Raw genomic sequence first — 12,992 nt, 5'->3', positions numbered from 1 at the left:
GCCGGGCCTCGGCGGTTGCTCCGCCCGGGCGGGGTCGGAGGGATCAGTCGGTTCCGGCGTCGAACGCTGCGCGGTCCAGCGCTTCGTCCGCGGCGCGGCTGGCCGCGTCCTGCCCGACGGTATCCGCGATCTGGTTGGCACCGCCGGCTTCCAACGCACCCACCAGTTCGGCGGTCGGACCACCCACCAGGCCCTGGGCGGCGTACTGTTCCAGCCTGGACCGGGAATCGGCGATGTCCAGGTTGCGCATGGTCAGCTGGCCGATGCGGTCCAGCGGGCCGAAGGCGGCGTCGCCTACGCGTTCCATGGACAGCTTGTCCGGGTGGTAGCTCAGCCCCGGCCCGGTGGTGTCCAGGATGGTGTAGTCCTCGCCGCGGCGCAGGCGCAGGGTGACCTCGCCGGTTACGGCCGAGCCCACCCACTTCTGCAGCGACTCGCGCAGCATCAGGGACTGCGGGTCCAGCCAGCGGCCTTCGTACATCAGGCGGCCCAGCCGGCGGCCTTCGGCGTGGTAGTTGGCCACGGTGTCTTCGTTGTGGATGGCGTTCAGCAGCCGCTCATAGGCAATGTGCAGCAGAGCCATGCCGGGCGCTTCGTAGATGCCGCGGGACTTGGCCTCGATGATGCGGTTCTCGATCTGGTCGGACATGCCCAGGCCGTGCCGGCCGCCGATGGCGTTGGCTTCCTGGACCAGGGCGACGGCGTCGGGGAACTCGGTGCCATTGATCGCCACCGGCCGGCCCGCCTCGAAGCGGATGGTCACATCCTCGGTGCGGATCTCCACGTCGTCGCGCCAGAACGCCACGCCCATGATCGGCTCGACCGTCTCCAGGCTGGTGTCCAGGTGTTCGAGGGTCTTGGCCTCGTGCGTAGCACCCCAGATGTTGGCGTCGGTGCTGTAGGCCTTTTCGGCGGAGTCGCGGTAGGGGAAGTTGTGCGCGGTGAGCCATTCGGACATCTCCTTGCGCCCACCCAGTTCGGTGACGAAGTGCGGGTCCAGCCACGGCTTGTAGATGCGCAGCCGCGGGTGGGCCAGCAGCCCGTAGCGGTAGAAGCGCTCGATGTCGTTGCCCTTGTAGGTGGAGCCGTCACCCCAGATGTCCACGCCGTCCTCGCGCATGGCCCGCACCAGCAGGGTGCCGGTCACCGCGCGGCCCAGCGGGGTGGTGTTGAAGTAGGCGCGGCCGGCGCTGCGGATGTGGAACGCACCGCAGGCCAGCGCGGCCAGGCCTTCCTCCACCAGCGCGGGCTTGCAGTCCACCAGACGGGCGATCTCGGCGCCGTACTCGGCGGCCCGCCCCGGGACCGCGTCGATGTCCGGTTCGTCGTACTGGCCGAGGTCGGCAGTGTAGGTGCAGGGGACGGCGCCGCCGTCGCGCATCCACGCGACCGCGACGGAGGTATCAAGTCCACCGGAGAAGGCGATGCCGACGCGCTCGCCGGCGGGAAGGGAAGTCAGAACTTTGGCCATGCTAAGGATGGTATGCGCTGTGGGCGGGTTTGTCCGAAGCGGCCGCGGCCGCAGGCTCCATGACGTGACGGATGTCATGCCCGTACGGCGTCCGGCAGCCGCGGGGTAGGATGCGTGCCATGGACTACCGCCGCCTCGGAACCTCCGGCCTGACCGTCTCCGCTGTCGGCCTGGGCTGCAACAACCTCGGCCGCCCCGGAACCGCCACCGAGACGCAGGAAGGCACCGACGCCGTCGTGCACGCCGCGGTCGACGCCGGGATTACGCTTTTCGACGTCGCGGACACCTACGGCCGGGAGCCGGGCCTGAGCGAGCAGTTCCTCGGCAAGGCGCTGGGGAGCCGGCGCGGGGACGTGGTGGTGGCGACCAAGTTCGGCATGGATATGCGCGGGGCCAACGGCCGCGACTTCGGCGCCCGCGGTTCCCGGCGCTACATCATCAAGGCGGTCGAAGCCTCGCTGCGCCGGCTGGGCACGGACTGGATCGACCTTTACCAGTTCCACACACCCGACCCACTGACCCCGATCGACGAAACCCTCTCCGCGCTGGATGACCTCGTCCGTGCCGGCAAGGTGCGCTACATCGGCCATTCCAATCGGGCCGGCTGGCAGATCGCCGAGGCCGAGTTCGCCGCCCGGATCGGCGGCTACACCCCCTTCATCTCCAGCCAGAGCCACTACAACCTGCTGGACCGCCGCGCCGAACTGGAGGTCATCCCGGCCGCCGAGGCGTACGGGCTCGGCGTGCTGCCGTACTTCCCGCTGGCCAACGGGCTGCTCACCGGCAAGTACAAGGCAGGCCAGACGCCCGAGGGCAGCCGGCTGACGCATTCGCGCACCAACCTGCTCACCGAGGCGGACTGGGTCCAGCTCGGGCAGTTCTCCCGCTTTGCCGAAAAGCGCCGGCTCACCGAGGTCCAGGTGGCCTTTTCCTGGCTTGCGGCCCAGCCCGCCGTCGGTTCGGTGATCGCCGGGGCCACCCGGGTGGAGCAGGTGAAGCAGAACGCCGAGGCGGTCTCCTGGGTGCCCGGCGAGGCGGACCTGGCCGAACTGGACGAACTCTTCCCGCGCGAGCCCAAGGTCGCCCTGTTCTAGCCGTGGCCGAGCGCATCCTGTTCGACAACGACACCGGCATCGACGACGCGCTGGCCCTGGTCTACCTGCTCAGCCAGGACCAGGTGGACCTGGTGTCCATCGCCAGCACTCCCGGGAACGTGTCCGCCGAACAGGTGGCGCGCAACAACCTGGCCCTGCTGCAGCTGTGCGGCCGGCCCAGGGTGCCGGTGGCCATCGGCGCCGACGGGCCGCTGGAAATACCCTTGGTCACCACGCCGGAGACCCATGGGCCGCAGGGCCTGGGCTACGCAGAGCTGCCGGCCCCGGGACAGGCGCCGCAGACCGGCGCCGTCGACCGCTGGGTCGAGGCCGCCCGGCGGAACCCGGGCGAGCTGACCGCCCTGATCACCGCCCCGCTGACCAACTTCGCGCTCGCCCTGCGCCAGGAGCCGCGCCTGCCGGAACTGCTCAAGCGGACCGTGATCATGGGCGGCAGCTATTTTTACCAGGGCAACACCACCCCCACGGCCGAGTGGAACACGCACGTGGACCCGCATGCGGCCGCCGAGGTGTTCGCCGCCTTCGAGGGCCAGCCTGAGGAGCGGCTGCCGATCGTGTGCGCGCTGGAGATGACCGAGCGGATCGAGCTGCAGCCCGGCCACGTGGAGCGGCTGGCCCGCGAGGCCGGCTGCGCGGAGCCGGAGCTGGTATGGCCCGAAGATCCGGAGGGCACGCGCAGCACGGCGTCGGTGCCGCTGGTCCGGGCTCTGTCCGATGCCCTGCGCTTCTACTTCGAGTTCCACCGGCGCTACGACCAGGGCTACATCGCCCACGTCCACGACGTCTTCGCCGCGGCCGTCGCCGCCGGGACCGTGGACTACCGGACCCGGACCGCCACCGTGCACGTGGAAACCCGGCCGGGACCGCTGGTCGGCACCACGGTCGCGGACTACCGCGGGCTCTGGGGCCGGAAGCCGAATGCGAAGATCGTGTGCTGGAACGATCCGCCGGCGGTGTTCGACGAGATGGTCGGCTCCATCGCCGCGCTGGCCCGACGGCAGGCCTGAGCTCCGCCCAATTTTCCCGGCGGAGTAGTCGGGCAGGCCGGTTCGGTAAACTGGTTCTTCGGGTCGAGGTGACATAGGCCTAGCCAAAGCTTCCCTGATTTCGAGGAATTCCTGTGTCCACTTCGCTGACCCTGCCCGCCACCGGCGGCGCCACCCCGCTGCGGGCGCGCCTGCTGCCGCTGCTCGGCGCCGCCCTGATCGCCGCCACCTACCTGATGCTGGTGCTGCTCCAACCCACCGAGGCCGCGGCCGGGCTGGCCAGCTGGCCGGCCGTCACCGCCTTCGCCGGCTACCTTGCCGGCGCGGTGCTGCTGCTGGCCGGCGTCCTGCCGCAGCTGCCCACCACCGTCGTGGCGCTCATCCCGGTGGGCCTGGTGCTGAACATCGTGCTCGGCCAGTTCGTCGGCAGCACGCTGGTGCCGCTGTACCTGGACTCGATCGGCACGGTGCTGGTCGGTTTCCTGGCCGGCCGCTCCGCCGGTGCCGCCACCGGCGTGCTCGGCTCGCTGGTCTGGTCCCTGTTCAACCCTACGGTGCTGCCCTTCGCCGCCGGCGCCGCGGTGATCGGCCTGCTGGCCGGCAGCGCCGCGCGGCTCGGTGCGCTGCGGCCCTACGTCGCCGTCGTCGCCGGGATCATCACCGGCATTGTGGCCGGCGTGGTCTCCGCCCCGGTGGCGGCCTTCGTCTACGGCGGGACCTCAGGCGCCGCGACCGGAGCCATCGTGGCCATGTTCCGGGCCATGGGGGACTCGCTGCTGGCCTCGGTGACCAAGCAGGCGCTGATCTCGGACCCGGCCGACAAGGCCGTGGCTTTCCTGGTGGCATCGCTGTTGGTGCTGGCCCTGCCGCGCCGGATCCGCCTGCAGTTCCCACTGCCGGCCCGGGCCGCCGCCCGGCGCGCCAAGGCCTGACCCAGGCACACCCATGACGGCACTGCACCCCTTCACCGGGCTGGCCCTGGCGGCATCCACCGTGGCGGTCACCCTCGCGGCCAACCGCTGGTGGCTGAGCCTGGCCGTGGCGGCCGCCGCGCTGGCAGCGGCGGCGCTGGCCGGGACGGCCCGGCGGCTGGCCGCGCTCGCGGCAGCGGTACTGGCGCCGTTGTGGCTGTCCCAGCTGATGGTCCACGCCCTGTTCGACCGGGCCGGCAGCCGGGAGCTCTTCGCCGCCGGTCCGGTCCGGCTCACCGCCGAAGGGCTGGCCGCGGCCGGCGGCCTGGGCCTGCGCACGGCAGCCTTCGTGCTGGTGGTGCTGCTGTATTCGCTCACCGTGGACCGCGCCGCCCTGATCCGTGCCCTGGACGCTGCCGGGGTCCCCGCCCAGTTCGGCTACATCGTCGCCGCCACCCTGGCCCTGGTGCCCGCCACCGCGGACCGGCTCCGGGCGATCGGCCAGGCCCAGGCCATCCGCGGGACCGGCGGCAGGGGAGCGGCCGCCCGCTTGCGCTCGGCCCGGCTCCGGGCCGTCCCGCTGGTGCTGGCCAGCATCCAGGACGCCGCCGAGCGGTCCGTGCACCTGCAACTGCGCGGTTTCCCCGGCGGCCGGAACCGGACGCAGTACCGCAGCGTGGCCTTCCCCCGCAGTGAACGGGTCCTGTGTGTGTTGGTGCTGAGCGCCGCGGCAGCCGCCGTGGTGTTCCTGGCCCTGCCATGGGGCGCCTGATGGAACTGCGGATCAACAGCTACCGCTATCCGGACGCCGCCCGGCTGGCGCTGTCCGGTCTGCGGCTGTCCGTGCCGCCGGGCTCGCTGACCGTGGTCGCCGGCGGTGCGGGCAGCGGCAAGAGCACCCTGGCCGGCATCATGGCAGGTTACCTGCCGGGCAGGACCGGAGGCCGGCTGGACGGGAGCATCCGGCTGGCGGGCCAGAGCGTGGAGTACGACGGCGGCGGCGAACCTCCCGTTGTCGACCTGCGGCAGTGGACGCGGCACGTGGCGTACGTGCCGCAGGACGCACGCAGCTACCTGTCCATGATCCGCTCCACCGTGGCGGAGGAACTGGCCTTCGGTCTCGAGAACGCCGGCGTGCCGCAGCCGCAGATGGAGGCCCGGATAGCCGACGCCGCCGCCCGGCTGCAGCTGGGCAGCCTGCTGCAGCGCGATCCGGCCCGGCTCTCCGGCGGGCAGGAGCGGCTGGTGGCGATCGCCGCCGCGGCCGTGTGCGGCGCGGGCGTGCTGGTACTGGACGAACCCCTCGCCGGGCTGGACGCCGCGGCCGCAGCACGCGTCGCCGGCACCATCGGCAGGCTGCGCGCGGCCGGCACCGCCGTCGTCGTGCTCACCCATACCCTGGTGGACGCGCTGGCGGCCGACGCCGGCCAGGCGCTGCTGCTGCGGGACGGCGTGCCAGTGGCCGACGGTCCGGACGCCGTCCACAGGCACGCGGCCAAAGCCGGCGTCGTGGTTCCCGGCGCCGGCCCGGAGGCTGCCCTGCCGGCCCCGCGTGCCGCGGCCGCGCTCGAATACCGCGGCGTCCGGTACAGCTATCCGGAACCCGCCCGCCGGCCCCGCCGAAGGCTGCGTGGCCGCCGGGATGCGGCACAGGACGGCGGCCAGCCGCTGCTGGCCGATGTCAGCTTCACCGTGGCAGCGGGCGAATGCGTCGCGCTCACCGGACCGAACGGGACCGGCAAGACCACGCTGCTCAAAATGGCCCTGGGCCTGATCCGCCCGGATGGCGGCATCGTCCGGGTCGCCGGGCTGGACGCCGCGGCCGCTGCCGTGGGCGAGCTGGCGTCCGTGGCCGGGCTGCTGTTCCAGAACCCGGCGGACCAACTGTTCGAACGCACCGTGCGGCGCGAGGTCTCCTTCGGCCCGCCGCGCTCGCGGCCGGCACCGGACGCCGTCGGCGAGGCGCTCGAGGCCTGCGGTCTGTCGGCCGTGGCAGACGTCCATCCGTACGAGCTGCCCGCATCGCAGCGGCGGCTGGTGGCGCTGGCCACCGTGCTGGCCCGCCGTCCCCGGGTGCTGGTGCTGGACGAACCCACGGTGTCGCTGGACGGGCACGGCCGCGCCCTGCTGGGCCGGATCCTTGCCGACGCCGTGGCTCGCGGGGCCGGGGTGCTGCTGTCCACGCACGACCTGGAGTTCGCCCGCAGCCACTGCCACCGGGCGGTGGCGCTCGGGGCCGGGGTGCCGGCCGCCGGATCCGGCGGCGGACGGTAAGGTCTGGCCGCACCGCGTGGTTACGGAGACATGCAGGTGCCGGGCCGGCTGATGGTCGGTGCGGCAAGCAAGCATACGGGATGGGCCAGCTGCCGATCCGGCTCTCTTCGGGCAGGCCGTGATGCTTCGGTCGAGCAGTCCGTTGCCAGTTCTTCTGGCTATCAGCTAGGGAGCGGCCAGGAGGCCTGTCGGCTTGCCCAGGACCAGCCTGGCGAGGATGCCAGCGTCACGGTGTCCGTCATGGCCGGGGCGAAGCCGGCTGTACAACTTTCCATGGTCGATTTCCGCATGGCCCGCTTCGGGTGCGCGGCTGCCGGACGGTGCGGGACGGCGGCGGCCGCGGGCAGCGGGACGTCAGCCGGCTGCGCCGGCCGCTACGGTTTTCGTTCCGGCCGAGAGGCTGCGGATCCAACGGCGGATCTTCGTTCCGCGGCCCTTCCACCAGTTGTCCTCGTCCTTGATCGTCAGCCAGTAGCGCAGGATGAAGTAGGCAATGATGGCGTTGAATGTGCCGGTGAACAGCCTTGCCCCTGCCATGTTGATCGCCGCAGCGAAGAGGTAGGCGGACGCCAGCGATAGTCCCAGAGCGTTGAGCATGGAGGCGGTCATGTAGGAGCGGCGGGTACCCCTGACCGACATCCGGTAAGTGACCAGGAGCGTGAAGTACACCAGGTATGACAGCACCATGGCCCAGGTGATGCCGGTCCAGAGCGGCGACTCCCTGAACTGGGCCCAGAACTCAAGCACCAGCGGGCTCCGAAACGTGCAGCTCCAGCTCGGCATGGATCCGGGCCACGTACCGGCCGTAGACGGCCATGTGGCGTTCGGCGGTCTCCAGCACATCGGAGAGGACTTGCCTGGACTGGTGCCAGCGGCGGGTTCCAGTGCTCTCTGCCATTGTCCAGCCCTCCGCTAGGTCGGTGCGGCAGCAGCCGCAGTGGGTCTTCATCCTAAGTATCGAGGTGCTGACCGAGGATGACCTTGGGAAGTGCTCGCCGTTGAAGGTGGGCTCGTCCCCGGGCCGATGCCGTGATGTTATGTCCAGGCCGACCAGGAAGTCTAGGTCACTATGCTGGAGGAGCCATCCGCGGACACCTCGCGTAAACGGCCCTGCTGCGGCCGCTGAAAGACGTTGGTATGTGGTCACGGCTGTGTGCTACCGACCGTGACGGTTGGCGGGTGCCGCGGCGAATCAAGGCCTGGCTTGGGCTGTACTTGGGCCGGAACTGACGCTTTCCATTGCTGCCGGTCCCAACGGATCCGGTCCAGCGAGCAGGGACCCGGTCCCTTTAGGGCGATCGCCAGCGATGCGGCCGAGAGGATCAGTACTTGAGAGAAGCCGTTTACCTCCACGAATAAGCCGGCGGGCAGGTGTACGAGTAACAACGCTCCGGTCATGTCGCAGACGAACAGCAGTGCCACGGGCCGGGTCAGCAGCCCGAGGAACAGTACGATGCCCCCAAGGAACTCCAGATAGGCGATCAGAGGTGCCATTAGCCCGGACAGGGGCACGCTGAGGTAGGTGAAGTAGCCGGTCACGCCGGGATCGATATTAGTGCTGATCTTCTGCCAGCCGTAGGCGACGAAGATGATGCCGGTGCCAACGCGCAGGACGGTGACTGCCGTGCGCCGCAGGGCGGCGTCGTTGCCCGTGTAGCTGAAGCCGGCTGGAGCGGACATAAGACTCTCCTCTGGACGAGGTTGCCTGGCGCCATCAATATTGACACATCCATCATCGGTAGCTGTCCTTGCAGAATCCTTGGGTGCGCAAGGGCATACCTCGTAGCAGCCGCGGTGACCCGGAGGCAGCGACTGCCGCAGCACGACGCCAGCGCCTTCGGTTCCGCAGCAGCGGATCCAAAGGCGCCGGCGCGCGTGCGGAGTACGCGGAGTGAGGGGCCTCAGGTCCGCGCGGGCGCGGCTTCCTGTTCCCCGGCCGGCTGGACGGCGTCGGCCGCGGGCCTGGTCTTCGGGATCAGTGCCACGGCGGCGGCGGCCAGGATGCCGACCAGCGCGAAGACCATGAAGTTCCATTCGAACGGCAGGTTGGCCGACCCGATCCAGCCGCCGATCAGCGGGCCGGAGATGGCACCGATGCGGGCGAAGCTCAGCGCCCAGCCGGTGGCGGTGGCACGGGCATTGGCCGGGTAGTAGTCCGCGATGTAGCCGGTGAGCACCAGCGACGTCGAAATGGAGCCGATGCCGGCGAAGGCTACGAACAGCAGGTTCACCAGCAGGTTGTTGGGGAACATCAGCAGCAGGATGCCGCCGGCGCCGAGCAGGTAGAACAGGACCAGGATCAGCTTCTGGCCGTAGCGGTCGGCCGCGCGGCCCAGCACCAGGCCGCCGATGGCCGAGGCGAGGCTGAAGACCAGCAGGAAGGTCAGCGAGGAGCCGAGATCGTAGCCGGCCTTGCGCATGATGGCCGGCAGCCAGGTGTTTAGTCCGTAGACCAGCACCATGCCGCAGAACAGCGAGATCCAGAAAAACACGGTGGAGCGCAGGAACCGGGGCGAGAACATGGCGGCCAGAACCTGCTTCCAGGAGGAAGAAGGTTCCTGGATCTGCTCCACCGGCGCCATGGCCTGCGCGTCGAAACCGCTGATGCCCAGGCGCGAGGCCAGCCGATCGGCTTCGCGGTAGCGCCGCTTGGCCACCAGGTATTCGAGGGATTCGGGCAGGATCAGCATGATCACCGGCAGCACCATCAGCGGCAGGGCGCCGGCGCCGATCACCCAGCGCCAGCCCAGCGCCGGCAGCAGTGCCATGGCCACCAGCGCCGAGGCGACGATGCCCAGCGAGTACCCGGAGTACATCAGGCCATAGTTGAACGAGCGCTTCTTCGGTGCCGAATACTCGATGGTCAGGGCCGCGGCCACCGGGATGACACCGCCCATGCCCAGCCCGCCGAGCAGGCGGAAGAGCCCGAAGAGCTCGGGGGTGGGAGCCAGCGCGGCACCGAGCTGGGTGAGGGTGAAGATCAGCATCGAGGCCAGCAGCATCTTCTTGCGGCCGACGAGGTCGCTGAGCGTGCCGATGAACAGCGCGCCGAAGAGCATGCCGATCAGGGCGTAGGCCCCCAGCCCGCCCAGCTGCAGCGGAGTCAGGTCCCAGGCTTTGTGTTCGGCCAGGGCCGGCAGGACCGCGCCGAGCACGCCGACGTCGTACCCTTCGGCGAGGATCGCGAGCCAGCAGGCGAACAGTACGGTAGAGGTGGTGCGGCGCGGAATGTTCCACTCCGGTGAGCTCGTGTGAGCCATCAAATTCCTTACTCGTGGGGAACAGGAGACTATTTGTGATCCGCGTCATATTATGTACAGGTATTGACGGCCGTTACAACTGATCGATAGAAATGATCCGGTCGACTTTCCCGGCACCCTTCTGCCGGCGGAACCCAACCCAGAGGACACCATGACAGAATCCCATGGCACCGCCCCAGCTGGCAGCGTTGCCCTCCTTGTCGGACAAACTCTCGCCGCGCTCGGCGCCGGCCATGCCTTCGGGGTGGTCGGCAGCGGCAATTTCGAGGTCACCAATGCCCTGCGCGCGGCCGGGGTGCCGTTCACCGCGGCGCGCCACGAGGGCGGTGCCGCGACCATGGCGGACGCCTATTCCCGGATGTCCGGCCGGCTGGGCATTGTCTCCGTGCACCAGGGCTGCGGGCTGACCAATGCCGCCACCGGGATCGGCGAGGCGGCCAAGAGCCGCACGCCGTTGCTGGTGCTGGCTGCCGAGACCGCCGGGGCCGCGGTCCGGTCCAACTTCGCCATGGACCAGCTGGGCCTGGCCCGCAGCGTCGGCGCGGTCGCCGAGCGGGTGCACTCGGCCGCCAGCGCCGTCGACGACGTCGTGCGCGCCTACCGCACCGCGGTCAACGAACGGCGCACGGTGGTGCTGAACCTGCCGCTGGACGTCCAGGCGGCCGCCGCCCCCGCCGCTTTCGACGGCGTAGGGCTGCGCCCGGTGGCCGGACCGGCACCGGTGCGTCCCAGCCAGGCGTCGGTGCTGGCGCTGGCCGACCTCATTGCCGCCGCCGAGCGTCCGGTCTTCGTGGCCGGCCGCGGCGGGCGCGGCGCCCGGGAGCAGTTGCTGGAACTGGCTGCCCAGTCGGGCGCGCTGGTGGCCACCTCGGCCGTGGCCAAGGGCCTGTTCAACGGCGAGGAATTCAACCTCGGCATTTCCGGCGGCTTCTCCTCGCCGCTGGCGGCCGAACTGATCGCCGGGGCGGACCTGGTGGTGGGCTTCGGCTGCGCGCTGAACATGTGGACCATGCGCCACGGCCGGCTGATCGGCCCGTCGGCCAAGGTGGTGCAGGTGGATCTGGAGGATTCTGCCCTGGGCGCCAACCGTCCGGTGGACCTGGGCGTGCTCGGCGACAGCACGGAGACGGCCACGGCGGTGCTGGAGGTGCTGCGCGGCCGGGGGGCTGCCGCAACCAAGTACCGCACCGAGGAGGTGCGCCGGCGGATCAAGGCCGAGGCCCGCTGGCAGGACGTACGCACCGAGGACCTGTCCACGGCCAATGACGAGGGGCGCGGGCGGATCGACCCGCGGCTGCTCAGCAAGCGGCTGGATGCGCTGCTTCCCGCGGAACGGATCGTCTCGGTGGACTCGGGCAATTTCATGGGCTATCCGAGCCAGTACCTGGAGGTGCCGGACGAGTTCGGTTTCTGCTTCACCCAGGCCTTCCAATCCATCGGCCTCGGGCTGTACACCGCGATCGGCGCGGCCATTGCGCGCCCGGACCGGCTCCCGGTCCTGGGCACCGGCGACGGCGGCTTCCTGATGGGCATCTCCGAGCTGGAAACCGCGGTGCGGCTGGGCCTGCCGCTGGTGTGCATCGTCTACAACGACGCCGCCTACGGCGCCGAGGTACACCACTTCGGTGAAGCCGGCCACGACGGGCCGGATCCGGCGGATCTGTCCACGGTCACCTTCCCGGACACCGATATCGCCGCGATTGCCCGCGGCTACGGGGCCGACGGCGTCACCGTGCGCTCCGAGGCGGACCTGGCCGGGGTGCGTGCCTGGCTGGAGGGGCCGCGGACGGCGCCGCTGGTGATCGATGCGAAGATCGCTTCCGACGGCGGCGCCTGGTGGCTGGCGGAGGCGTTCAAGGGGCACTGAGCCTGCGCCATCTGCGCCCAGCGGGCGCAAGGCCGCTCAAGACTGCGCAAAGCGGCTACAACACGGCGCGGATCGGCTAGCCTGCCGGTCCGCGCCGTTGCAAGAATCGATGCACCTGGACCGCAGCACAACCGACGAAAGTTGATTGAGATGACCCAAGACACCGTACGGACCCCCGCCGTCGACCCGGCCGATCAGCAGGCCGGTCCCGTCGCCGGTTTCCTCGCCGCACTGTCCACCGGCGAGGTGGAGATCGTCGACCTGACGAACCGCCTCAGCAGCAGCACCCCGACCTTGGAACTGCCGGCGCCGTTTGCCAACCTGATCGACTTCAGCCTGGAAACGGTCAGCGAGTACAACGATCCCGGTCCGTTCTGGAAGCACGCCAACATCCACACCGGCGAGCACATCGGCACCCACCTCGACGCGCCGATCCACTGGATCACCGGGCGCGGCAGCCACGACGTCGCCGACATCCCGCTGCCGCGCCTGGCCGGCCCGGCCGTGGTCCTGGACTTTGCTGCCGAGGCCGCCGCGGACCCGGACTTCCTCCTGGATATCGGCCATATCGAAGCCTGGGAAGCCGAACACGGTCCGCTGCCGGACGGCGGCTGGGTTCTCTTCCGCACCGGCTGGGACCAGTACGCGGCCGACCGGGAGAAGTTCCTCAATGCCGATGACTCCGGTTCGCATACCCCGGGCGTGACGGCCGCGTGTGCCCGATGGCTGGCCGAGGACACCGGCATCGCCGGCTTCGGCGTGGAGACCGTGGGCATCGATGCCGGCAATGCGGCCCTGCTGGATCCGCCCTTCCCGATGCACCATTTCCTGCTCGGGGCGGACAAATACGGCATTACCTCGCTGCAGAACCTGGCCCAGCTGCCGGTCCGGGGCGCCATGATCGTGGTCGCGCCGCTGCCGATCGTCGGTGGGACCGGCAGCCCGGCGCGGGTGCTGGCGTTCGTGCCGAAGCAGCCGTAGCGCCGCGCCCGGACCAGTGACGACGGCGCCCGGAGTTCCCTAACAGCGGAACCCCGGGCGTCGTCGTCGTTCTGTGACGCCAATCACGCAAAGCGGATAGGAGTCTGCCGGGATCGGATAGGCGCAG

12 protein-coding genes are annotated in these 12,992 nt (G+C 70.2%); 7 read left to right on the top strand and 5 right to left on the bottom strand.

What is annotated here, in order from left to right:
- Window positions 1-43: 43 nt before the first annotated feature.
- Complete coding sequence (argG, locus tag LVY72_RS19935) at window positions 44-1,471, bottom strand: argininosuccinate synthase (protein ID WP_237825755.1); 1,428 nt, start codon at window positions 1,469-1,471, stop codon at window positions 44-46.
- A 119-nt stretch (window positions 1,472-1,590) separates the two neighbouring features.
- On the opposite strand from argG, the gene LVY72_RS19930 reads away from it, so the two are divergent.
- From LVY72_RS19930 to LVY72_RS19910, 5 genes are all read left to right on the top strand, one after another.
- Window positions 1,591-2,565 carry an aldo/keto reductase gene (locus tag LVY72_RS19930; protein ID WP_237825745.1) on the top strand — a complete coding sequence of 325 codons (975 nt, stop codon included), beginning with the start codon at window positions 1,591-1,593 and terminating at the stop codon, window positions 2,563-2,565.
- A gap of 2 nt (window positions 2,566-2,567) precedes the next feature.
- A complete protein-coding gene (locus LVY72_RS19925; protein ID WP_237825741.1) occupies window positions 2,568-3,593 on the top strand; it encodes a nucleoside hydrolase in 1,026 nt (341 codons plus the stop codon).
- Window positions 3,594-3,706: 113 nt separating this feature from the next.
- Complete coding sequence (locus tag LVY72_RS19920) at window positions 3,707-4,504, top strand: ECF transporter S component (protein WP_237825738.1); 798 nt, start codon at window positions 3,707-3,709, stop codon at window positions 4,502-4,504.
- Between the two features lie 13 nt (window positions 4,505-4,517).
- A complete protein-coding gene (locus LVY72_RS19915; RefSeq protein ID WP_237825735.1) occupies window positions 4,518-5,255 on the top strand; it encodes an energy-coupling factor transporter transmembrane component T family protein in 738 nt (245 codons plus the stop codon).
- On the top strand, window positions 5,255-6,757 hold the full coding sequence (locus LVY72_RS19910; RefSeq protein WP_237825733.1) for an ABC transporter ATP-binding protein: 1,503 nt from the start codon (window positions 5,255-5,257) through the stop codon (window positions 6,755-6,757). The genes LVY72_RS19915 and LVY72_RS19910 overlap by 1 nt, the downstream gene beginning before the upstream one ends.
- Window positions 6,758-7,111: 354 nt before the next feature.
- Here the strand turns inward: LVY72_RS19910 and LVY72_RS19905 are convergent, their stop codons facing one another.
- The 4 genes from LVY72_RS19905 to LVY72_RS19890 form a co-directional block, all read right to left on the bottom strand.
- On the bottom strand, window positions 7,112-7,504 hold the full coding sequence (locus LVY72_RS19905; RefSeq protein ID WP_237825731.1) for a hypothetical protein: 393 nt from the start codon (window positions 7,502-7,504) through the stop codon (window positions 7,112-7,114).
- On the bottom strand, window positions 7,497-7,655 hold the full coding sequence (locus LVY72_RS19900; RefSeq protein WP_237825730.1) for a hypothetical protein: 159 nt from the start codon (window positions 7,653-7,655) through the stop codon (window positions 7,497-7,499). The genes LVY72_RS19905 and LVY72_RS19900 overlap by 8 nt, the downstream gene beginning before the upstream one ends.
- Window positions 7,656-7,900: 245 nt before the next feature.
- On the bottom strand, window positions 7,901-8,437 hold the full coding sequence (locus tag LVY72_RS19895) for a DoxX family protein (protein ID WP_237825728.1): 537 nt from the start codon (window positions 8,435-8,437) through the stop codon (window positions 7,901-7,903).
- 221 nt (window positions 8,438-8,658) lie between these two features.
- Window positions 8,659-10,017 (bottom strand): MFS transporter, encoded by a 1,359-nt coding sequence (locus LVY72_RS19890; protein WP_237825726.1) that lies wholly within the window; start codon window positions 10,015-10,017, stop codon window positions 8,659-8,661.
- Window positions 10,018-10,168: 151 nt separating this feature from the next.
- Between LVY72_RS19890 and LVY72_RS19885 the strand changes: the two genes are divergently transcribed.
- A complete protein-coding gene (locus LVY72_RS19885) occupies window positions 10,169-11,884 on the top strand; it encodes a thiamine pyrophosphate-binding protein (protein WP_237825724.1) in 1,716 nt (571 codons plus the stop codon).
- 150 nt (window positions 11,885-12,034) lie between these two features.
- Complete coding sequence (locus LVY72_RS19880) at window positions 12,035-12,865, top strand: cyclase family protein (RefSeq protein ID WP_237825722.1); 831 nt, start codon at window positions 12,035-12,037, stop codon at window positions 12,863-12,865.
- The last annotated feature ends 127 nt before the right edge of the window (window positions 12,866-12,992 follow it).

It is taken from the genome of Arthrobacter hankyongi, from assembly GCF_022012395.1.
In the GTDB taxonomy this organism is placed as follows: Bacteria; Actinomycetota; Actinomycetes; order Actinomycetales; family Micrococcaceae; genus Crystallibacter; species Crystallibacter hankyongi.
Note: the sequence above shows the minus strand (reverse complement) of the source record. Positions and strands in the feature narration are given on the sequence as shown.

What these genes read in the sequence shown, in the direction of transcription:
- argG (WP_237825755.1), bottom strand. Translation starts at nt 1,471, where the DNA reads ATGGCCAAAGTTCTGACTTCCCTTCCCGCCGGCGAGCGCGTCGGCATC.
- LVY72_RS19930 (WP_237825745.1), top strand. Translation starts at nt 1,591, where the DNA reads ATGGACTACCGCCGCCTCGGAACCTCCGGCCTGACCGTCTCCGCTGTC.
- LVY72_RS19915 (WP_237825735.1), top strand. Translation starts at nt 4,518, where the DNA reads ATGACGGCACTGCACCCCTTCACCGGGCTGGCCCTGGCGGCATCCACC.
- LVY72_RS19910 (WP_237825733.1), top strand. Translation starts at nt 5,255, where the DNA reads ATGGAACTGCGGATCAACAGCTACCGCTATCCGGACGCCGCCCGGCTG.
- LVY72_RS19900 (WP_237825730.1), bottom strand. Translation starts at nt 7,655, where the DNA reads ATGGCAGAGAGCACTGGAACCCGCCGCTGGCACCAGTCCAGGCAAGTC.
- LVY72_RS19895 (WP_237825728.1), bottom strand. Translation starts at nt 8,437, where the DNA reads ATGTCCGCTCCAGCCGGCTTCAGCTACACGGGCAACGACGCCGCCCTG.
- LVY72_RS19890 (WP_237825726.1), bottom strand. Translation starts at nt 10,017, where the DNA reads ATGGCTCACACGAGCTCACCGGAGTGGAACATTCCGCGCCGCACCACC.
- LVY72_RS19885 (WP_237825724.1), top strand. Translation starts at nt 10,169, where the DNA reads ATGACAGAATCCCATGGCACCGCCCCAGCTGGCAGCGTTGCCCTCCTT.
- LVY72_RS19880 (WP_237825722.1), top strand. Translation starts at nt 12,035, where the DNA reads ATGACCCAAGACACCGTACGGACCCCCGCCGTCGACCCGGCCGATCAG.